General features: G+C 69.9%; 21 protein-coding genes. 15 read left to right on the top strand and 6 right to left on the bottom strand.

Annotated features, from left to right (window positions below):
• Positions 1-3: 3 nt before the first annotated feature.
• From EZ242_RS07580 to EZ242_RS07570, 3 genes are read left to right on the top strand one after another with little or no spacing between them, the layout of a single operon-like run.
• Complete coding sequence (locus EZ242_RS07580) at positions 4-1,614, top strand: indolepyruvate oxidoreductase subunit beta family protein (RefSeq protein WP_135284533.1); 1,611 nt, start codon at positions 4-6, stop codon at positions 1,612-1,614.
• Positions 1,615-1,645: 31 nt separating this feature from the next.
• Positions 1,646-2,638, top strand: coding sequence for a Bug family tripartite tricarboxylate transporter substrate binding protein (locus EZ242_RS07575; protein WP_135284532.1), 993 nt, complete (start codon positions 1,646-1,648; stop codon positions 2,636-2,638).
• Between the two features lie 25 nt (positions 2,639-2,663).
• Positions 2,664-3,086: an acyl-CoA thioesterase gene (locus tag EZ242_RS07570; RefSeq protein WP_135284531.1), complete on the top strand. Its 423-nt coding sequence runs from the start codon at positions 2,664-2,666 to the stop codon at positions 3,084-3,086.
• 40 nt (positions 3,087-3,126) lie between these two features.
• Here EZ242_RS07570 and EZ242_RS07565 read toward each other — a convergent pair whose 3' ends face one another.
• Entirely contained in the window at positions 3,127-4,362 is a 1,236-nt protein-coding gene (locus tag EZ242_RS07565; RefSeq protein ID WP_135284530.1) for a urate hydroxylase PuuD, read from the bottom strand.
• Between the two features lie 124 nt (positions 4,363-4,486).
• On the bottom strand, positions 4,487-5,296 hold the full coding sequence (gene xdhC / locus EZ242_RS07560; protein WP_135284529.1) for a xanthine dehydrogenase accessory protein XdhC: 810 nt from the start codon (positions 5,294-5,296) through the stop codon (positions 4,487-4,489).
• 45 nt (positions 5,297-5,341) lie between these two features.
• Between xdhC and EZ242_RS07555 the strand changes: the two genes are divergently transcribed.
• Positions 5,342-5,890: a hypothetical protein gene (locus EZ242_RS07555; RefSeq protein WP_135284528.1), complete on the top strand. Its 549-nt coding sequence runs from the start codon at positions 5,342-5,344 to the stop codon at positions 5,888-5,890.
• A gap of 56 nt (positions 5,891-5,946) precedes the next feature.
• Here the strand turns inward: EZ242_RS07555 and uraH are convergent, their stop codons facing one another.
• Complete coding sequence (uraH, locus tag EZ242_RS07550) at positions 5,947-6,300, bottom strand: hydroxyisourate hydrolase (protein ID WP_135284527.1); 354 nt, start codon at positions 6,298-6,300, stop codon at positions 5,947-5,949.
• A 48-nt stretch (positions 6,301-6,348) separates the two neighbouring features.
• Between uraH and EZ242_RS07545 the strand changes: the two genes are divergently transcribed.
• From EZ242_RS07545 to EZ242_RS07530, 4 genes are read left to right on the top strand one after another with little or no spacing between them, the layout of a single operon-like run.
• The gene (locus EZ242_RS07545) at positions 6,349-7,014 is read left to right on the top strand and encodes a GntR family transcriptional regulator (RefSeq protein WP_135284526.1); all 666 of its coding nucleotides are present in this window, start codon (positions 6,349-6,351) and stop codon (positions 7,012-7,014) included.
• A 4-nt stretch (positions 7,015-7,018) separates the two neighbouring features.
• On the top strand, positions 7,019-7,954 hold the full coding sequence (gene puuE, locus EZ242_RS07540) for an allantoinase PuuE (RefSeq protein ID WP_135284525.1): 936 nt from the start codon (positions 7,019-7,021) through the stop codon (positions 7,952-7,954).
• A gap of 5 nt (positions 7,955-7,959) precedes the next feature.
• On the top strand, positions 7,960-9,741 hold the full coding sequence (uraD, locus tag EZ242_RS07535) for a 2-oxo-4-hydroxy-4-carboxy-5-ureidoimidazoline decarboxylase (protein WP_135284524.1): 1,782 nt from the start codon (positions 7,960-7,962) through the stop codon (positions 9,739-9,741).
• Positions 9,738-10,973 (top strand): M20 family metallopeptidase, encoded by a 1,236-nt coding sequence (locus tag EZ242_RS07530; protein ID WP_135284523.1) that lies wholly within the window; start codon positions 9,738-9,740, stop codon positions 10,971-10,973. Before uraD ends, EZ242_RS07530 begins: the two co-directional genes overlap by 4 nt.
• Positions 10,974-11,123: 150 nt before the next feature.
• Here the strand turns inward: EZ242_RS07530 and EZ242_RS07525 are convergent, their stop codons facing one another.
• Positions 11,124-11,390, bottom strand: a complete 267-nt coding sequence (locus tag EZ242_RS07525; RefSeq protein ID WP_135284522.1) for a GlsB/YeaQ/YmgE family stress response membrane protein — start codon at positions 11,388-11,390, stop codon at positions 11,124-11,126.
• A 380-nt stretch (positions 11,391-11,770) separates the two neighbouring features.
• Here EZ242_RS07525 and EZ242_RS07520 point away from each other — a divergent pair, with 380 nt between their 5' ends.
• The 6 genes from EZ242_RS07520 (at position 11,771) to EZ242_RS07495 (ending at position 16,361) form a co-directional block, all read left to right on the top strand.
• On the top strand, positions 11,771-12,808 hold the full coding sequence (locus EZ242_RS07520) for an ABC transporter substrate-binding protein (RefSeq protein ID WP_135284521.1): 1,038 nt from the start codon (positions 11,771-11,773) through the stop codon (positions 12,806-12,808).
• Positions 12,805-13,656, top strand: coding sequence for an ABC transporter ATP-binding protein (locus tag EZ242_RS07515; protein ID WP_135284520.1), 852 nt, complete (start codon positions 12,805-12,807; stop codon positions 13,654-13,656). The genes EZ242_RS07520 and EZ242_RS07515 overlap by 4 nt, the downstream gene beginning before the upstream one ends.
• Positions 13,653-14,432, top strand: a complete 780-nt coding sequence (locus EZ242_RS07510) for an ABC transporter permease (RefSeq protein ID WP_135284519.1) — start codon at positions 13,653-13,655, stop codon at positions 14,430-14,432. The genes EZ242_RS07515 and EZ242_RS07510 overlap by 4 nt, the downstream gene beginning before the upstream one ends.
• Before the next feature lie 151 nt (positions 14,433-14,583).
• Positions 14,584-15,414 (top strand): urease accessory protein UreD, encoded by an 831-nt coding sequence (locus EZ242_RS07505; RefSeq protein WP_135284518.1) that lies wholly within the window; start codon positions 14,584-14,586, stop codon positions 15,412-15,414.
• A 174-nt stretch (positions 15,415-15,588) separates the two neighbouring features.
• Positions 15,589-16,146, top strand: coding sequence for a hypothetical protein (locus tag EZ242_RS07500; RefSeq protein ID WP_135284517.1), 558 nt, complete (start codon positions 15,589-15,591; stop codon positions 16,144-16,146).
• Positions 16,143-16,361, top strand: coding sequence for a hypothetical protein (locus EZ242_RS07495; RefSeq protein ID WP_135284516.1), 219 nt, complete (start codon positions 16,143-16,145; stop codon positions 16,359-16,361). The genes EZ242_RS07500 and EZ242_RS07495 overlap by 4 nt, the downstream gene beginning before the upstream one ends.
• A 3-nt stretch (positions 16,362-16,364) precedes the next feature.
• On the opposite strand, the gene EZ242_RS07490 is transcribed toward EZ242_RS07495, so the two are convergent.
• Positions 16,365-17,441: a hypothetical protein gene (locus EZ242_RS07490; protein ID WP_135284515.1), complete on the bottom strand. Its 1,077-nt coding sequence runs from the start codon at positions 17,439-17,441 to the stop codon at positions 16,365-16,367.
• 158 nt (positions 17,442-17,599) lie between these two features.
• Between EZ242_RS07490 and EZ242_RS07485 the strand changes: the two genes are divergently transcribed.
• Positions 17,600-17,911: a cupin domain-containing protein gene (locus EZ242_RS07485; protein ID WP_135284983.1), complete on the top strand. Its 312-nt coding sequence runs from the start codon at positions 17,600-17,602 to the stop codon at positions 17,909-17,911.
• Here EZ242_RS07485 and urtE read toward each other — a convergent pair.
• Complete coding sequence (gene urtE, locus EZ242_RS07480; RefSeq protein ID WP_135284514.1) at positions 17,908-18,612, bottom strand: urea ABC transporter ATP-binding subunit UrtE; 705 nt, start codon at positions 18,610-18,612, stop codon at positions 17,908-17,910. The two genes, EZ242_RS07485 and urtE, sit on opposite strands and share 4 nt — an antisense overlap.
• Between the last annotated feature and the right edge of the window lie 78 nt (positions 18,613-18,690).

The following is an 18,690-nucleotide window of genomic DNA, read 5'->3' as shown; positions in this document are numbered from 1 at the left end:
AAGATGCCCCAAGACAAAGCGATCACCCTCCTCGTCTGCGCCCTAGGCGGCGAAGGCGGCGGCGTGCTCACCGAATGGCTGGTCGAGACCGCGCGCATCGCCGGCTACCCGGCGCAGAGCACGTCCATCCCTGGCGTCGCGCAGCGCACCGGCGCGACCACCTACTACCTGGAAGTGTTCCCGCGTTCCATCGCGGAGCTGAACGGCCGCCGTCCGATCTTCAGCCTGAACCCGGTGCCCGGGGCGCTGGACGCGCTGGTCTCCTCCGAACTGCTGGAGACGGCGCGCCAGATCGGCAACGGCATGACCGCGCCGGGTCGCACGCGCGTGATCACCAGCACCAGCCGCGCCTTCACCACCATGGAGCGCATGCAGATGGGCGACGGCCGCGTGGACGCGCAGGAGCTGCTCGCGCTGGTGAAGTCCTTCAGCCGCGAGCACCATGTGTTCGACATGTCGGCCGTGGCCAAGGAGTGCGGCACGATCGTGAGCGCCGTGATGCTGGGCGCCATCGCGGGCAGCGGCCTGTTCCCGTTCAAGCGCGAGGACTACGAGGCCGCCATCCAGGAAGGCGGCGCCGCCACCGCCAAGGCCAGCCTGCGCGGCTTCGCGCGGGGCTTCGAGATCGTGGGGCAGGCGCAGCAGCAGGCCGCGTTCGTGGACGCGCTGCTGTCACCCCCCGCCCCGGTCCGGGACGGGCCGCAGGCGTCCGCGCCCGGCGCGCCCGACGCCGCACTGGTCCAGCGCTTCCCCGCGCCGGTTCGCGAGATGTTCGCGCTGGGCCATGCCCGTCTCGTGGACTACCAGGGCCGCGACTACGCCGAGTTGTACGTGCACCGCCTGACGCAGGTGCTGGAAGCCGAGCGGATCGCCGACCCCTCGGGCGAACGCGGCTTCGAAACCACCACCGAGATGGCCCGCTGGCTGGCCTTGTGGATGGCCTTCGACGACATCGTGCGCGTGGCCGACCTCAAGAGCCGCGCGAGCCGCTGGGCGCGCGTGCGAGGCGAGGTCAAGGCCACGGACGAGGACCTGCTGCAGGTGTGGGACCACTTCAAGCCGGGCATTCCGGAGTTCGCGGCCCTGCTGCCGCCCGCGCTGGCGCAGCGCCTGACGCAATGGGACCGCAAGCGCATTGCCGCCGGCAAGCTACCCTGGGCGCTGCCGCTGAAGGTGGGCACGCATTCGGTCATGGGCATGGTGTCGCTGCGCGCGCTCGCCTCCTGCAAGTGGCTGCGCGTGCGCGGCAGCCGCTTCGCGATGGAGCAGCAGATGATCGAGCGCTGGCTGCAGGGCGTGGTCGAGGGCACGCGCCGCGACTGGCGCCTGGGCCACGAGATCGCCCTGTGCGGCCGCCTCATCAAGGGCTACGGCGCGACCAACGAGCGCGGCAAGGAAAACCTGCTGCACGTGCTGGACCATCTGGCGCGCGGCGCGTCGCCGCAGGAGAGCGCCACGGCCATCGCCGAGGCGCGCCAGGCCGCGCTGGCGGACGAAGCGGGCACGCAGCTCGATGCCGCGCTGGTGCGCCACGGCGCGCCGCCGCGACCGGTCAAGGAGCAACCCATCCGCTTCGTGCGCAAACCCAAGGCCGCCGCCGGGCAGGCCGCTTGACGACAAGAAATCATCCCAGGAGACCCACGCCATGAATCCCCACAACCGTTCCGTTCTCCGCCGCACCCTGCTGGCCGCCGCGCTGGCCGCCACGGGTCTGGCCAGCCTTGGCGCCTTCGCCCAGGACGGCTACCCGAACAAGCCGGTGCGCGTGGTCGTGAACTTCCCGGCCGGCGGCGCGGCCGACACGCTGGCCCGCGCCATCGGGCAGCCGCTGTCGGAGGCGCTGGGCCAGCCGGTCGTGATCGAGAACCGGGGCGGCGCCAACGGCAACATCGGCGGCGAGGCGGTCGCGCGCGCGCCGGCCGACGGCTACACCCTCCTCATGAGCTCGGGCGGCATGGTGTCGATCAACCCGCACCTGTACGCCAAGATGTCCTTCGACCCGGCCAAGGACCTGGTGCCCGTGGCCTCGGCCGCGCGGGTGGCGGTGTACCTCATGGCCAAGCCGCAGCTGCCGGCGAGCAACGTGCAGGAATTCATCCAGTACGCCAAGGCCAACCCTGGCAAGCTGTCCTTCGGTTCGCCGGGCAACGGCAGCTCGCCGCACCTGGCCGCCGAGATGATGAAGAGCCAGGCCAACCTCTTCGCCGTGCACGTTCCCTATCGGGGCGCGGCCCCCGCGCTGCAGGACCTGCTGGCCGGGCAGATCGACTTCCATTTCGATCCGGGCATCGGCCTGCAGCACGCGCGCTCGGGCCGCCTGAAGCTCCTGGCCGTGGGCAGCCCCAAGCGCTCGCCGCTGTTCCCGGACGTGCCCACGCTGCATGAAGCGGGCCTCAAGGGCTTCGACGCCGACAGCGTCTTCGGCTTCTACGCGCCCGCCGGCACGCCGCCCGCGGTGGTGGAGCGCCTGAACCGCGAGATCAACAAGGTCCTGGCCACCAAGGCCATCCAGGACCGCATCGTGGCCCTGGGCGGCGAGGCCCTGCCGCTCAGCCCCGCCGAGTTCGGCGCGCGCGCGGCCGAGGACTCCAAGCGCTTCGGTGCGATCATCCGCGAGCGCAAGATCGCCGCCGAGTGAACCAGCGGCAGCGCGCCACTCTCCCATGAGCACCCCCCACAAGACCATCACCTACTCCCTTCGCGTCGAGTTCGGCGACTGCGACCCGGCCGGCATCGTCTGGTTTCCCAATTTCTTCCGCTGGATCGATGCCGCCTCGCGCAACTTCTTCATCCAGTGCGGCGTGCCGCCCTGGCGGGAGATCGAGAAGGAAACGGGGATCGTCGGCACGCCGATCGTGGACACGAAGGCCCGCTTCATGAAGACCGCAAGCTACGGCGACGAGCTGCAGATCGACGTGCACGTGCCCGAGTGGCGGCGCAAGAGCTTCGTGCAGCGCTACCACTGCCGGCGCGGGGACACGCCGATCATGGAATGCGAGGAGGTGCGCATCTTCGGCGGCCGCCGCGAAGACGGCAGCTGGTACGCCTTCGAGGTGCCGGAGCGGATCCGGCGCCTGTGCGAGTGATCGAGGGTTCGCTCATCTGAACCGGCGGTCATGCCGCCGGTCAGTTCGCCCCCGCCTCAAACCACGCCTTCACCACCCCGCGCTCCTCGTCGGTCATGCCGGTGGCGTTGTTCATCGGCATGAGCCGCGTCACCACCGCCTGCTGGTAGATCGACTGCGCGTGCTGCTTGAGCGCCTCGGGCGAATCCAGGCGGATGTTCTTCATCTGCATCTGCTCGCCATGGCACATCACGCAGCGCTGCGCCATGACCTGCTGCACGGCGGCCATCGTGGGCGCGGCGCCGGTGGCAGCTGCTGCTGCAGGCGCGGCCGGTGCGCCGGCCGGGGTGGAAGCCAGCGGCGCGCGGGGCGCCGGCTGCATCCACACCAGCGTGGCCGCGATCACCGCCACGCCCACCAGTGCGTAGGGGGCCGGGTTGCCGTTGCGCCCCAGCTTCCAGCCGTGGCGCAGCACGAAGAACTGCCGGATCGCCGCCCCGGCGGCCATCATCAGCACCAGCACCAGCCAATTGTCCTCGCGGCTCCAGAGGAAGCTGTAGTGGTTGGACAGCATGGCAAAGAGCACCGGCAGCGTGAAGTAGGTGTTGTGCACGCTGCGCTGCTTGCCACGCTTGCCGTGGATGGGGTCCACCGGCTTGCCTTCCTTCATGGCCGCGACCATCTTGCGCTGGCCCGGGATGATCCAGTGCGCCACATTGGCGCTCATGGCGGTGGCCAGCATGGCGCCCACGAGCAGGAAGGCCGCGCGGCCGGCGAACCACTGGCAGGCCAGCCACGAGGCCGCGACCACCAGCACGGCCACCAGCGCGCCGACGATGGTGTCGGCCTTCTTGTGGCTTTCGAAGACACGGCAGATGAGGTCGTAGAGCACCCAGAACACCACAAGGAAGCCCAGGGCCACGGTGATGGCCACGCCGGGTGACCAGTCCATGCGGGACGGATCGATCAGGTAGGCGCGCGCGTTCCAGAAGTACAGCACCACCAGCAGCGCGAAGCCCGACATCCAGGTGGTGTAGGCCTCCCAGTAGAACCAGTGCAGGTGCTTGGGCAGCGTGGGCGGCGCCACGGCGAACTTCACCGGGTGGTAGAAGCCGCCGCCGTGGACGGCCCAGAGTTCACCGGAGACGCCCTGCTTCTTCAGGTCCTCGTCCTCGGGCGGGGTGAGGCTGGAATCCAGGAAGACGAAGTAGAAGGACGAGCCGATCCAGGCGATGGCGGTGATGACGTGCAGCCACCGCAGCAGCAGGTTGGCCCAGTCGAGGAAGTAGCTTTCCATGGATGCACTGATCTCAGGCCTGCTCACCACGGCGGGCGCTCTGAGCAGAATGAAAAGGCCGCGAACCGAAAGAGGCGCCGCTGCGACCGACGAAGGAAAGTGTATGCAAGTTGTGCGCCCGCCCTCAGCGCGCAGGCCGCAGCAGCAGCAACTGCGCGGCCACGCTGGCCGCGATCACCGCCGGCTCCTTGCCGGTGATGCCCAGGATGCCGATCGGGCAGGTCACCTGCGCGAGCTCGGCCGGCGTGAACCCGCGCTGCTCCAGCCGGTGGCGGAAGGTCTGCCATTTGGTGCGGCTTCCGATCAGGCCGATGAAGGGCAGGTCGGCGCGTTCGCGCCGGCGTCGCAGGCAGGCCGCGACGATGTCCAGGTCCTCGGCGTGGCTGAAGCTCATGACCAGCACCTGCGAGCCCGGCGCGAGCTGGGGCACGGCCGCCTGCACCGGGTCGGAGTGTTCGCAGGCCACGTGCGCCGGCACCTCGGCGGGGAAGATGGCCTCGCGGCTGTCGATCCAGGTGACGGCGTACGGCAGCGGCGCGAGGGCATCCACCAGGGCGCGGCCGACATGGCCGCCGCCGAAGAGCGCCAGGGGTTGCAACGCCTCCCGCAGTTGCGCGGACAAGGCCCCGAGGGCCACGGCATCCAGCCGCTCGAAGCGCAGCCAGACCACCCCTCCGCAGCATTGCCCCAGGGTGGGGCCGAGCGGATAGCGCAGCACCTGCGCGTCGGCGGCGCCGATCCGGCTTTTCGCCTGCGCGATGGCCTGGTATTCGAGCTGCCCGCCGCCGATGGTGCCGACGACCTCGCCGGCGAAGACGACCATGTGCGTGCCGGCCTCGCGCGGAACGGAGCCTTCGCTGCGCTCCACGGTGACGAGCACGGCGGGCTCGCGCGCGAGGCGCTCGGCGACGAAGGAGAGATGCAGCGGGGTCATGCGAACGCGTTGCCGCGGCTATGCTCGCGGCCAACAGGAGACATCATGGAACAAGCCGGCCGACCCAGGCGCCTCCACACCCTGCTGGCCAGCGCCCTGGCCAGCCTGCTGGCCGCCTGCGCCCCGCCCGCCGTGCAGCGTGGCAGCGTGGCCACACCGGTGCCCCCGCCCCCGCCGGCACCGACGAGCCCGGCCCAGGTCGCGCCCGTCGGACCGCCTTCCGGCACCCCCGTGCGTCCCGGCCCGCCCGGACCTTCGGTTGCCCGCACGCCGCGCGAGTACCGCCGCGATGCGGCGACGCATCTGTACAGCCTGCAGCCCGAGCGCATCTTCAAGGGCCGCCTGCCGCCCATGCTGTATGCCGTGGGCGTGCTGGAGGTGGACCTGGATGCCCGCGGACAGCCGCTGCGCCTGAACTGGCTGCGCGCGCCACGCCACGCACCCGAAGTGGTGGCCGAGATCGAGCGCATGGTGCGCGCGGCCGCGCCCTTCCCCACGCCGCTGCGGCTGGGGCGGGTGACGTACACGGACACGTGGTTGTGGGACAAGAGCGGCCGCTTCCAGCTGGATACGTTGACGGAGGGACAGGATTAGGGAAACCGCGCGGGGGCTTCGACAGGCTCAGCCCGAACGGAGTTCGGTGGGGGTCCCTAAGAGCCCCGGTACGTCGAATAGCTCCACGGGGTGCACAGGAGCGGAACGTGGTAGTGCTGCGAGGTGTCCGCCACGCCGAAGTCCAGGCTGACCCGGTCGAGGAAGGGCGGATCGGGCAGCTCAACGCCGCGCGAACGGAAGTAGGCCGCCACGTCGAAGACCAGCCGGTAGGTCCCGCGCTGCAGGCTCGCGTTGTCGAACAGCGGGCCGTCGGGATTGCGTCCGTCCATGTTGAGGGTGAAGCGCTTGAGCTGGCGGGGCTGCGCCCCGCCGAGGTCCCAGAGTTCCACGCCCATGCCCGCGGCCGGCGTACCGTGCATCGTGTCCAGCACGTGCGTGCTCAATCCCATGGCTTCTCCCGTGGTGGTTTGGTGGACAGAAGTGTATACACTTCGTGCATGGAGTCCACCACCAGCACGATCGCCCAGGCCCTGACGCGGGCCATCGCGGCACACCGGCTGCTGCCGGGCACCAAGCTGGTCGAGCAGAAGCTGGCGGACCATTTCGGCGTCTCGCGCACGCTGGTGCGGCAGGCGCTGTTCCAGCTCTCGCAGAACCGGCTGGTCACCCTGGAGCCCGCGCGCGGCGCCTTCGTCGCGGCCCCCACGGTGCAGGAGGCGCGCGAAGTCTTCGCGGTGCGCCGCATGCTGGAGGGGGAGCTGGCCCGCACTTTCGCGCGCGAGGCCACGCCGTCGCGCATCAAGGCCCTGCGCGAGCACATGGCCCGGGAGAAGGCGGCGGCCGAAGAGGGTGACCTGGCCGGGCGCAACGAACTCCTGGGCGACTTCCACGTGCGCATGGCCGAGTTGCTCGGCAACGAGGTGCTGGCGCAGATCCTGCGCGAGCTGGCGTCGCGCAGCTCGCTCATCTCGCTCATGTACCAGCGCGCCGGCGCCGCCGAGCATTCCCAGGAGGAACACGCGCAGATCGTGCGTGCGCTGGCCGCGCGCGACGAGGAGCGCGCCGCCGCCCTGATGGTGGAGCACCTGCGGCACGTGGAAGACAGCCTGGACTTCGACCGTCCCCAGCCCGCCTCCGACATCGCCCACGCCCTGGCCGCCTGAGACCATGACCTACGACAGCACCGCCCCCTACCCTCGCGACCTCGTCGGCTACGGCCGCAATCCGCCCCACGCGCAGTGGCCCGGCAATGCCCGCGTGGCGGTCCAGTTCGTGCTCAATTACGAGGAAGGCGGCGAGAACGCCGTCCTGCACGGCGACGCGGGATCCGAGCAGTTCCTGTCGGAGATGTTCAACCCGGCCAGCTACCCGGACCGGCACCTGAGCATGGAAGGCATCTACGAGTACGGCTCGCGCGTGGGCGTGTGGCGCCTGCTGCGCGAGTTCGAGCGGCGCGGCCTGCCGCTCACCGTCTTCGGCGTGTCCATGGCCCTGCAGCGCCATCCCGAACTCAGCGCCGCGTTCAAGGAAGCCGGCCACGAGATCGCTTGCCACGGCTGGCGCTGGATCCACTACCAGAACATGGACGAGGCCACCGAGCGCGAGCACCTGCGCATCGGCATGCAGATCATCGAGGAGCTCACCGGCGAGCGGCCGCTGGGCTGGTACACGGGCCGCGACAGCCCCAACACGCGCCGCCTGGTGGTGGACCACGGCGGCTTCGAGTACGACAGCGACTACTACGGCGACGACCTCCCCTTCTGGATGAAGGTGCGCCGCACCGACGGCCAGGTCGTGCCCCACCTGGTGGTGCCCTACACGCTCGACTGCAACGACATGCGCTTTTCCCTGCCCCAGGGCTTCTCGCACGCCGATCCCTTCTTCGAGTACCTGCGCGACAGCTTCGATGCGCTCTACGCCGAAGGCGACCAAGCCCCGAAGATGATGAGCGTGGGCATGCATTGCCGCCTGCTCGGGCGGCCGGGCCGCATCGTCGCGCTGCAGCGCTTCCTGGACCACATCGCTCGCCACGACCGCGTGTGGGTGTGCCGGCGCATCGACATCGCGCGCCACTGGAAGCAAGTCCACCCCTACACCGGATGAACGCCATGCCCCTGACCCTGGAGCAACTCAACGCCGCCCCGCCCGAGGAGGCGGCCCGCCTGCTCGATGGCCTCTACGAGCACTCGCCCTGGATCGTGGAGACCGCTATGGCGCAGCGGCCCTTCGCTTCGCTGGCCGCGCTCAAGCACGCGGCCGCCCGGGTGGTGGCCGAGGCGGACGTGGACCGGCAACTGGCACTGATCCGCGCCCACCCGGAACTGGCCGGCAAGGCGATGGTGAGCAAGAGCCTCACGGCCGAGTCGACCGACGAACAGAGCCGCGCGGGCCTGACGAACTGCACGCCCGAGGAGTTCGACACGCTGCAGCGGCTGAACACCGCCTACAACGCGAAGTTCGGCTTCCCCTTCATCCTGGCCGTGCGCGGCCCGCGCGGCACGGGCCTGACCCGCACACAGATCATCGAGGCCTTCGAGCGCCGGCTGGAGAACCCGCCTGACTTCGAACGCGCCGAGTGCCTGCGCAACATCCACCGCATCGCCGAGATCCGGCTGAACGACAAGTTCGGCGTCGCCCCTGCGCTGGGGGAGCGGGTGTGGGACTGGCAGGAGGCGCTCGCGCAGTTCAGCGACCCGGGCTTCAAGGAGCAGGGACAACTCACCGTCACCTACCTGACCGAGGCGCACCGCCAGGCCGCTGCCTTCATCCAGCGCGAGATGCGCGCCTGCGGCTTCGACGAAGTGAGCATCGATGCGGTCGGCAACGTCGTGGGCATCTACCACGGCAGCGACGCCGACGCGCCCCGCCTTCTCACCGGCTCGCACTACGACACCGTGCGCAACGGCGGCCGCTACGACGGCCGCCTGGGCATCTTCGTGCCCATGGCCTGCGTGGGCGAACTCGCGCGCGCGGGCCGGCGCCTGCGCCACGGCATCGAGGTGGTGGCCTTCGCGGAGGAAGAGGGCCAACGCTACAAGGCCACCTTCCTCGGCTCGGGCTCGCTGATCGGGCAGTTCGACCCCGCCTGGCTGGACCAGAAGGACGCGGACGGCATCACCATGCGCGAGGCCATGCGCGCGGCGGGCCTGCCGGCCACGCTGGAAGCCATCGGCGCGCTGCGGCGCGATCCGGCCCGCTACCTGGGCTTCGTGGAAGTGCACATCGAGCAGGGCCCGGTGCTGAGCGAGCTGGACGTTCCGCTGGGCGTGGTCACCTCCATCAACGGCGGCGTGCGGCTCCTGTGCGAGATGCGCGGCATGGCCAGCCACGCCGGCACCACGCCCATGGACCGGCGCCAGGACGCGGCCGTCGCCGTCGCCGAGGTCATCACCTACGTGGAACGGCGCGCCGCGCGCGACGGCGACTCGGTGGGCACGGTGGGCCTGCTGCAGGTGCCGGGCGGCTCGATCAACGTGGTGCCGGGGCGCTGCAGCTTTTCGCTCGACCTGCGCGCGCCGAAGGACGCGCAGCGCGACGCGCTGCTGGCCGACGTGCTGTCCGAGATCGGCGCCATCTGCGCCCGCCGCGGCACGCGCTGCACGCACGAGGAAAGCATGCGCGCGGCCGCCGCGCCCAGCGCCCCCGCCTGGCAGGCGCGCTGGGAGCGCGCGGTGCAGGCCCTGGGCGTGCCGCTGCACCGCATGCCCAGCGGGGCCGGGCACGACGCGATGAAGCTGCACGAAGTGATGCCGCAGGCCATGCTCTTCGTGCGCGGGCAGAACTCGGGCATCAGCCACAACCCGCTGGAGAGCACCACCAGCGACGACATCGAACTGGCGGTGCGCGCCTTCGCGCACTTGCTGGACCACCTGGAGGAGAAGGCCGCGTGAACCCGAGCACCCCCGACCCCGAGCGCCTGGACGCCTGGATCGACGCCCATTTCGACGAGGAAGTGCGCTTCCTGCAGGAGCTGGTGCGCGTTCCCACCGACACGCCTCCGGGCAACAACGCGCCGCACGCCGAGCGCACCGCGCAACTGCTCGAAGGCATGGGCCTCGTGGCCGAGAAGCACCCCGTGCCCGAGGCCGAGGTGCGCGCCGCGGGCATGGAGTCCATCACCAACCTGATCGTGCGCCGCCGCTGGGGCGAGGGCCCCGTCATCGCGCTCAATGCCCACGGCGACGTGGTGCCGCCCGGCGAAGGCTGGACGCACGACCCCTACGGCGCCGACATCGAGGACGGGCGCCTGTACGGCCGCGCCGCCGCCGTGAGCAAGAGCGACTTCGCCAGCTTCACCTTCGCGCTGCGGGCGCTGGACGCCCTGGGCGCGCCCCTGCGCGGCGGGGTGGAACTGCATTTCACCTACGACGAGGAATTCGGTGGCGAGCTCGGTCCCGGCTGGCTGCTGCGCCAGGGCCTCACGAAACCCGACCTGATGATCGCGGCCGGCTTCAGCTACGAGGTGGTCACCGCGCACAACGGCTGCCTGCAGATGGAGGTGACGGTGCACGGCCGCATGGCGCACGCGGCGGTGCCCGACACCGGCATCGACGCGATGCAGGGCGCCGTGGGCATCCTCAACGCGCTGTATGCGCAGAACGTGCGCTACCGGCAGGTGCTCTCGCAAGTGCCGGGTATCAAGCACCCTTACCTCAACGTGGGCCGCATCGAAGGCGGCACCAACACCAACGTCGTGCCGGGCAAGGTCGTGTTCAAGCTGGACCGCCGCATGATCCCCGAGGAGGACCCGGTGCAGGTGGAGGCCGAGATCCGCCGCGTCATCGACGATGCCGCTGGTGCGCAGGCGGGCATCCGGGTGGAGGTCAAGCGCCTGCTGCTGGCGCGTGCCCTCAAGCCGCTGGACGGCAACCGGCCGCTGGTGGAGGCGCTGCAGCGGCACGGGCAGCAGGTCTTCGGCCAGCCGATCCCCGCCATGGGGACGCCGCTTTACACGGACGTTCGGCTCTACGGGGAAGCGGGCATTCCCGGCGTAATCTACGGCGCCGGGCCACGGACGGTGCTGGAGTCGCACGCCAAGCGCGCCGACGAGCGGCTCGAACTCGACGACCTGCGGCGCGCGACCCGGGTCATTGCGCGCGCCTTGCGGGACCTGCTCTCCTGAAATCGAAGCTGAAAACAGGATCGGCGCCCGCGAGGGCGCCGATCCTGTGTCACCGGGACCAAGGCAAACGCCCGCGCCCCGGGGGGAGGGCGCAGGCGGTGGCAGACCCGCGTGCCTCACCCGGCGCGCGGGCGCCGTGCGTCCGCTGTCTTAGCGGACGCGACCGCGGCGGAACAGGTTGACGATGGCCAGCAGGATGATGGCGCCAACCAGCGACACGAGCACCGAGGCGATGCTGATGCCATCGTTGATCGTGCCCACGCCCACCAACGGCGAGATGACCAAGCCGCCGATGAACGCGCCGACGATGCCGACGACCACGTTCAGCAGGATGCCCTGATTGGCATCCGTTCGCATGATGAGGCTGGCGAGCCAACCCACGATGCCACCGATGATGAGCCAGATAAGAAAATTCATCGTCACACTCCTTGTTACGCCAATGGCGTGTCGTTGCTGAGAGCTGCCAGGGCCCGGCGCCCCGACCCCCCGCCGCCTGAACCGGCAGCCGGTGGAAGCAATATGGTTTTGCGGTCCAAGCGCGGGCGTAGTCGGGGGCAAGGGCTCACCGTGCGCGCTTGGCTCGTGGCACCGTCAGATAGGCCCTACCTCTGCGGCGGACCTGCCCGCTGCGGCGCGCAGCGGCCTGCTGCCGACCCGGCGCACGGGATCGGGGGTTCCTCGGGTGCGCCCTGGCGGCACAGCGGCGAGAATCGGCCGGCCCGCTCTACGGCCGCGCAGGCGGCACCGATCTTGCTTCCGGCACCCCGTACAACTTTGGACACCCTGGAGATCCCTACATGACCAAGAGGACCTTCCTCAAGACCGCCGCCGCCCTGGCCCTCACCACCGGGCTGGGCCTGGCCCATGCCCAGTCGCTCACCCCCGTGAAGTTCCAGCTCGACTGGCGCTTCGAGGGTCCCGCGGCCTTGTTCCTCACCCCCGTGGCCAAGGGCTACTTCAAGGATGCCGGCCTGGACGTGACGGTGGACGCCGGCAACGGCTCGGGCGGCGCCGTCACGCGCGTGGCCTCCGGCACCTACGACATGGGCTTCGCGGACCTGGCCGCGCTGATGGAGTTCCACGCCAACAACCCCGACGCACCGAACAAGCCGGTGGCCGTCATGGTGGTCTACAACAACACGCCCGCCTCCGTGATGGCGCTGAAGAAGTCCGGCATCACCAAGCCGGGCGACCTGGCCGGCAAGAAGATGGGCGCGCCGGTGTTCGACGCCGGCCGCCGCGCGTTCCCCATCTTCCAGAAGGCCAACAACATCGGCAACGTGACCTGGACCGCCATGGACCCGCCGCTGCGCGAGACCATGCTGGCCCGTGGCGACGTGGACGCCATCACTGGCTTCACCTTCACCTCGCTCCTGAACCTGGAGGCGCGCGGCGTCAAGCCGCAGGACGTGGTGGTGCTGCCCTACCCCGAGTACGGCGTGAAGCTGTACGGCAACGTCATCATTGCCAACCCCAAGTTCCTGCAGGAGAAGCCGCAGGCCGTCAAAGCCTTCCTCTCGGCCTTCGCCAAGGGCGCCAAGGACGTCATGGCCAACCCCGAGGCGGCCATCCAGTACGTCAAGCAGCGTGACGGCATCATCAACACCGAGCTGGAGACGCGCCGCCTGAAGCTGGCCATCGACTCCGTCATCGCCAGCCCCGACGCGCGCGCCGAAGGCTTCGGCCAGCTCAATCCGGGCCGCCTGTCGCTGATGGCCTCGCAGGTGTCGGATGCCTTCGGCACCAAGACCCGCGTCAACCCGGACGTGGTGTGGAACGGCTCCTTCCTGCCCGCCAAGGCCGAACTCAACGTGCTGCCCCCCGCCAAGCGATGAGGCCTGAGCGGGACGCCGCGGGGGCCGAGCCCCCGCTTTTCGTGGACTTCAAGGACGTCTGGCTCGCCTACAACGACGAGCTGCTGCAGCAGGGCCAGTACGCGGTCGAGGCCATCGACCTGCAGGTGCGCCAGGGCGAGTTCATCGCCATCGTGGGCCCCTCGGGCTGCGGCAAGTCCACCTTCATGAAGCTGGCCACGGGCCTGCGCATGCCATCGCACGGACGCATCCTGATCGACGGCCAGCCGGTCGCCGGGCCGCTGAAGATCTCGGGCATGGCGTTCCAGGCGCCGTCGCTCCTGCCCTGGCGCACGACGGTTGACAACGTGCTGCTGCCGCTGGAGATCGTGGAGCCCTATCGCAGCCAGTTCAAGCAGAAGAAGGCCGAGTACCGCGAGCGTGCCTGCGCCCTGCTGCGCAAGGTGGGCCTGGCCGGCTACGAGGACAAGTTCCCCTGGCAGCTCTCGGGCGGCATGCAGCAGCGCGCCAGCATCTGCCGCGCCCTGATCCACGAGCCCAAGATGCTGCTGCTGGACGAGCCCTTCGGCGCGCTCGACGCCTTCACGCGCGAGGAGCTGTGGTGCATCCTGCGCGACCTCTGGACCGAGCAGCGCTTCAACGTCATCCTGGTCACGCACGACCTGCGTGAATCCGTCTTCCTGGCCGACACCATCTACGTCATGAGCAAGAGCCCGGGCCGCTTCGTCGTGCGGCGCGAGATCGACCTGCCGCAGCCGCGCGAGCTGGAGATCACCTACACCAAGGAATTCACCGACATCGTCCACGAGCTGCGCGGCCACATCGGCGCCCTGCGGCGGCACGGCACGGGCGCGGAGGTGGCCCAATGACGTCCGCGGCCTCGCGCCGGCACCTGGAGCGCTGGTCGCCCTGGGTGCTGCTGCTGCTCACGATCATCGTCTGGCAGGTGCTGTGCAGCGCCCTGAACGTCTCGGAGTTCATCTTCCCCAGCCCCGCGCGCATCTGGAGCCAGCTGGTGGAGTTCCGCGGCGTCATCGCGGCGCACGCGTGGCGAACCTACTGGGTGACCATGGCGGGCTTCGGCATCGCGATCGTGGTGGGCGTTCTCCTGGGCTTCCTCATCGGAAGCTCGCGCCTGGCCTATGCGGCGGTGTACCCGCTCATGACCGCCTTCAACGCCCTGCCCAAGGCGGCCTTCGTGCCGATCCTGGTGGTGTGGTTCGGCATCGGCATCGGCCCGGCCATCCTCACGGCCTTCCTCATCTCCTTCTTCCCCATCATGGTCAACATCGCCACCGGCCTGGCCACGCTGGAGCCCGAGCTGGAGGACGTGCTGCGGGTGCTGGGCGCCAAGCGCTGGGACGTGCTGGTCAAGGTGGGCCTGCCCCGGTCCATGCCCTACTTCTTCGGCTCGCTCAAGGTGGCGATCACCCTGGCCTTCGTCGGCACCACGGTCTCGGAGATGACCGCCGCCAACGAGGGCATCGGCTACCTCCTCATCTCGGCCGGCTCGGCCATGCAGATGGGCCTGGCCTTCGCCGGCCTGGTGGTGGTGGGCGCCATGGCCATGGCCATGTACGAGCTTTTCAGCTACGTGGAAAAGCACACCACGGGCTGGGCCCACCGGGGTTCGCAGAACGTGTGAGCGCAGAAAACTCCCTCCCCCACTGGGGGAGGGCTGGGGTGGGGGCCACGCGCGCCGATGGTTGGTCGGTGCGCGCAGCCCCCCTCCCTGCCTCCCCTGAGAGGGGGGAGGAGTAAACACCCAACGCACCAATCCCGCGCATCCACGCCCCATGAGCTGGCACGCCCGACTCGACCTGCACTATTCGCGCGCATCCGCGCGCACCGTCGCGCGCCATCGCCACGAAGGTCCCTTGCGCATCCTGCAAAGCCTCTGGCCCGAAGGCGAGTCCGTGTGCCACAACGTGCTGGTGCATCCGCCCAGCGGGCTGGTGGGCGGCGACGTGCTGGACATCCAGGTGCGGGTGGACGCCGGCGCCCACGGCCTCATCACCACGCCGGGCGCGACGCGCTTCTACCGCAGCGAGGGCGCCCTGGCCGCGCAGCGCACGCGGATCGCCCTGGAAGCCGATGCCCGGCTCGAATGGCTGCCCCTGGAAGCCCTCTACTACAGCGGATGCCAGGCGCACAACCAGCTGGTGATGGATCTCGCGCCGGGCGCAGAGCTGATCGGCTGGGACGTCGCCGCGCTGGGCCTGCCCGAAGCCGGGCAGCCTTTTCGCAGCGGCCGGCTGCAGCAGCACCTGGCGCTGGAGGGCCACTGGCTGGAGCGTGGACTCATCGACGCGCAGGACAGCCTCCTCATGGACGGGCCGCTGGGCCTGGCGGGCCACCGCTGCCTGGCCACCTTGTTCTTCGCCTGCGGCAGCGACATTCCCCGTGAACGGCGCGAACTGGCGTTGGACCGCGCCCGCGAGCTCATCGAGGCCAGCGCGCTGCGCGGGCTGGCCGGCGCGACCGCGCCGCAGCCGCGCGTGCTGGTCGTGCGCGCCCTCGCGCCACTGGTGGAGCCGGCCATGAACCTCATGCGCAGCATTCGAGCAGCCTGGCGCGAATCGCTCTGGGAGCTGCCGGCCAACCCGCCGCGCGGTTGGGCCTTGTAACCTCGAGGCCCGCTCCCCTGTCACCAGCGGTCGCCCTTGTCCTACGGGCGCATCGGCCGATTCGCAGGGGCGGCCACAACACTCTCCGTCGCAGCGCACAGGCAGCGCATCCCTAAGCTCTGGTCATTGACGACGAGCGGGTCGCGGCCCGCGCAACGAACCGGGAGCTCCTCTATGAATCGCCTCCGCCTGACCCCCAAGCATCGCGGCTTCATCGCCTTCGGTGCGACCGCCCTGCTGGCGGTTGCCGCCACGGCCCAGGTCACCAGCAGCGGCACCATGACGCATCGCGAGCAGATGGCCGCGTGCCGCAGTGGCGCAACCTACCAGGATCGCGAGCGCTGCATGGCCGAAGTGCAGGCGGCGCAGGCTGCACGCAGCCAGGGCCGCATCGACACCTACGGGCAGTACGCGGCCAACGCACTGGCCCGATGCAACATCTACCGCGAACAGGAGGACGTGCTGGCCTGCCGCGGCCGGGTCATGGGCCTGGGCGAGATCACCGGTAGCGTGACCGGCGGCGGGCTGCTGCGCGAGTACGAGTACCTCGTGCCCGCGCCGGCGGCTTCGGAAGCCGGGCAGCCCGCGGGTGCGTCGTCCTCGGCCATGGGCGCCGGCGCCGCCGAACCCCGGACGCAGATGCGGCCGCCCGAACCGGTGCAGCCGCTGCGGCCCATCTTGCCGCTGGAGCCGGCCTTTCCGATGACCGAGGGCGCCGGGGTGCGGCGATGAATCGTCCCGCCGGACCGGAGGACAAGCCGGCCGACAAGGCCGAACACGGCTATCGCAACGAGGTGAGCTGGGACGGCGGCCAAGGCCACCAGCCCTATGCGAACCAGGGCGAGCGCGAGCCCGAGCCGGGCGCGGCCGAGTACAGCGAAGGCGATCGCGGCGTCCACTCGGGGGAGAACCTCGAACAGCTCGAGGAAGTCAAGCGCAAGCCCTGAGAACTACTCCTCGAGCATCTGTTCGAAGAAGACCTCCAGGCGGACGTCCACCAGCCGGGTGCCCGCTCCAGCGTCCACCTCCAGCATGAAGTCCGCGAGGCTCTTCATGAAGTCCCCGAGCTGGCGCTGCTTGAAGGCCTCGGTGAACACCCAGACGCCGTCCTCGCGCTGCTCTGTCATCCCTCTTTTTTCCTGCTGCGGCGCGAACGCGTCCACTTTCGCGAGGAAGGCCGTCGCCGCGTAGCGGGTCGGGCTGTTGGTCGTGGAGGCCGCGGCGACGGGGGCCGACTCCGCCGCAGCGCCGGCGGTCGGTTCGAAACTCGCCTGCAGCTCGCGAACGGCATCGTTCGCGAGTTCCTCCAACAGCGCCGGCGTGAGCGCCCGCCCCTGCTTCAGTGCCTGGGCAACGGACTGGTCGTAGGCCCCCCGGGCCAGGCGGCGGGCCTCGGGAGAGAGTTCGGGCGCGGGTGACACCGTGCGGACCTGGTGGCGTTCGGCAAAGCGGGTGGAGTCGTCCAGAGCGACGTTGATGGCAGCGTAAATGACCAAAGCTTGCCGCTTTGGATCGACGGCTTTGTGCCGGCCAGCCTTCACCGCGTCATCGAAAGCCTGTCGCGCCTGTGTCTGCAGCTTGTTCAGCACATCGCCCGCCTGCAGGGAGAGTTCCACGAGGCCCGCTTTGGAGTCCAGCACCGACGCCGCAGGGTCGCCGAACGCATCGAGGAAAGCGATCAGCGTCCTGTGCTTGTCTTTCGCGATGACCGTCTCCAGCAACTCCGGCGTCGCCTCGGCATTGAGCAGCTTGCGCAGCCCGACCAGGTAAGCGCGCTGCGCGGTTGCCGCGGCTGCTGCCTCGGGCGCCTTGCCGGTGATGCGCTCTCGCAGCGTCTTGCCCTTGGCCGGCCCCTCCACCCACTCCTTGAATGACGTGACAGCAGGCCCTGTCGGCGCCTGCGAGATGAAGCTCAGCGACTCGAAGGTGGGGCGCGGCTGCGCATGACCGGCATGATCGACCGCACAGGGATAGCGCGTCACCGCCGGACCGCTGGACAGGGGCTTGAACGACGATCCACCGTGCATGCGAGACCTCCTTCTGCTGGGCGCCAAAGGCTGACAAGATGCCAACCGACAGCTCAGCAGTAGGAACTGGACGGGGCCTGAAGTTCCGCCTCGGCCGACTTGAAGCCTGCCTGCCCGACAATGCCGGCCATCGCAGTCCAAGGAACCCGCCCGCCATGATGAAGATCGTCCGCAGCCAGTCCTTCACCGCCGAGCGCGCCTGGGGCGCCCTCGACATCGCGCAGATCGAGGGGGCCAGCGTGCGCCTGCACTGGACTGACGCGCCCTACAAATGGCACGTCAACGACGGCGCGGAGGTGTTCGTGGTGCTGGATGGCGCGGTGGACATGCACTGGCGCGAGAACGGCGCCGAGTTCGTGGAGCGGCTGCATCCCGGCGACGTCTTCAGCGCCGGCGTGGGCTGCGAGCACGTGGCGCACCCGGTGGGCGAGGCGCGCATCCTGGTGGTGGAAAAGCAGGGTTCGATCTAGATCGCCACCAGCTGCCGGATCCCCTTGGCCTGCATCTCGGTGCCCGGCCCGCGCGCGATCACCTCGCCGCGCTCCATCACCAGGTACTGGTCGGCCAGTTCTTCCGCGAAGTCGTAGTACTGCTCCACCAGCAGCACCGACATGCGCTGGCCGTCCAGGCCTTCGCTCGCGAGTGTGCGGATCACGCGGCCGATGTCCTTGATGATGCTGGGCTGGATGCCCTCGGTGGGTTCGTCCAGGATCAGCAGCCTGGGCTTCGCGGCCAGCGCGCGGGCGATGGCCAGCTGCTGCTGCTGCCCGCCGGAGAGGTCGCCGCCGCGCCGGTGCAGCATCTGCTTGAGGACCGGGAACAGCTCGAACAGCTGCGGCGGCACGGGCGTGGACGCGGGCTGGCTGGCCAGGCCCATGCGCAGGTTCTCCGCCACCGTGAGCCGCGCGAAGATCTCGCGGCCCTGCGGCACGTAGCCGATGCCGGCGCGGGCGCGCTGGTAGGGCGTCAGGCGCTGGATCTCCCGGTCCTGCCAGGCGATGCTGCCGCTCTTGATCGGCACCAGGCCCATGAGGGTCTTGAGCAGCGTGGTCTTGCCCACGCCGTTGCGACCGAGCAGCACGGTGACCTGGCCTTGCGGCACGTCCAGGCTCACGCCGCGCAGGATGTGGGAGCCGCCGTAGTACTGGTCGATGGTCTTGACGGTGAGCATGGTGTTCTTCTCTTTTCAGCGCGGTGGGCGCGCGGCCCCCACCCCTTCCCTCCCCCAGAGGGGGAGGGGGTTCTTGCT

It is taken from the genome of Ramlibacter rhizophilus (assembly GCF_004681965.1).
GTDB lineage: Bacteria > Pseudomonadota > Gammaproteobacteria > Burkholderiales > Burkholderiaceae_C > Ramlibacter > Ramlibacter rhizophilus.
This window is presented reverse-complemented; position numbering and strand designations above follow the sequence as displayed.

What these genes read in the sequence shown, in the direction of transcription:
- EZ242_RS07485 (WP_135284983.1), top strand. Translation starts at nt 17,600, where the DNA reads ATGAAGATCGTCCGCAGCCAGTCCTTCACCGCCGAGCGCGCCTGGGGC.
- EZ242_RS07575 (WP_135284532.1), top strand. Translation starts at nt 1,646, where the DNA reads ATGAATCCCCACAACCGTTCCGTTCTCCGCCGCACCCTGCTGGCCGCC.
- EZ242_RS07555 (WP_135284528.1), top strand. Translation starts at nt 5,342, where the DNA reads ATGGAACAAGCCGGCCGACCCAGGCGCCTCCACACCCTGCTGGCCAGC.
- EZ242_RS07580 (WP_135284533.1), top strand. Translation starts at nt 4, where the DNA reads ATGCCCCAAGACAAAGCGATCACCCTCCTCGTCTGCGCCCTAGGCGGC.
- EZ242_RS07500 (WP_135284517.1), top strand. Translation starts at nt 15,589, where the DNA reads ATGAATCGCCTCCGCCTGACCCCCAAGCATCGCGGCTTCATCGCCTTC.
- puuE (WP_135284525.1), top strand. Translation starts at nt 7,019, where the DNA reads ATGACCTACGACAGCACCGCCCCCTACCCTCGCGACCTCGTCGGCTAC.
- EZ242_RS07545 (WP_135284526.1), top strand. Translation starts at nt 6,349, where the DNA reads ATGGAGTCCACCACCAGCACGATCGCCCAGGCCCTGACGCGGGCCATC.
- EZ242_RS07510 (WP_135284519.1), top strand. Translation starts at nt 13,653, where the DNA reads ATGACGTCCGCGGCCTCGCGCCGGCACCTGGAGCGCTGGTCGCCCTGG.
- EZ242_RS07490 (WP_135284515.1), bottom strand. Translation starts at nt 17,441, where the DNA reads ATGCACGGTGGATCGTCGTTCAAGCCCCTGTCCAGCGGTCCGGCGGTG.
- EZ242_RS07520 (WP_135284521.1), top strand. Translation starts at nt 11,771, where the DNA reads ATGACCAAGAGGACCTTCCTCAAGACCGCCGCCGCCCTGGCCCTCACC.
- uraH (WP_135284527.1), bottom strand. Translation starts at nt 6,300, where the DNA reads ATGGGATTGAGCACGCACGTGCTGGACACGATGCACGGTACGCCGGCC.
- EZ242_RS07525 (WP_135284522.1), bottom strand. Translation starts at nt 11,390, where the DNA reads ATGAATTTTCTTATCTGGCTCATCATCGGTGGCATCGTGGGTTGGCTC.
- xdhC (WP_135284529.1), bottom strand. Translation starts at nt 5,296, where the DNA reads ATGACCCCGCTGCATCTCTCCTTCGTCGCCGAGCGCCTCGCGCGCGAG.
- EZ242_RS07505 (WP_135284518.1), top strand. Translation starts at nt 14,584, where the DNA reads ATGAGCTGGCACGCCCGACTCGACCTGCACTATTCGCGCGCATCCGCG.
- uraD (WP_135284524.1), top strand. Translation starts at nt 7,960, where the DNA reads ATGCCCCTGACCCTGGAGCAACTCAACGCCGCCCCGCCCGAGGAGGCG.
- EZ242_RS07565 (WP_135284530.1), bottom strand. Translation starts at nt 4,362, where the DNA reads ATGGAAAGCTACTTCCTCGACTGGGCCAACCTGCTGCTGCGGTGGCTG.
- urtE (WP_135284514.1), bottom strand. Translation starts at nt 18,612, where the DNA reads ATGCTCACCGTCAAGACCATCGACCAGTACTACGGCGGCTCCCACATC.
- EZ242_RS07515 (WP_135284520.1), top strand. Translation starts at nt 12,805, where the DNA reads ATGAGGCCTGAGCGGGACGCCGCGGGGGCCGAGCCCCCGCTTTTCGTG.
- EZ242_RS07570 (WP_135284531.1), top strand. Translation starts at nt 2,664, where the DNA reads ATGAGCACCCCCCACAAGACCATCACCTACTCCCTTCGCGTCGAGTTC.
- EZ242_RS07495 (WP_135284516.1), top strand. Translation starts at nt 16,143, where the DNA reads ATGAATCGTCCCGCCGGACCGGAGGACAAGCCGGCCGACAAGGCCGAA.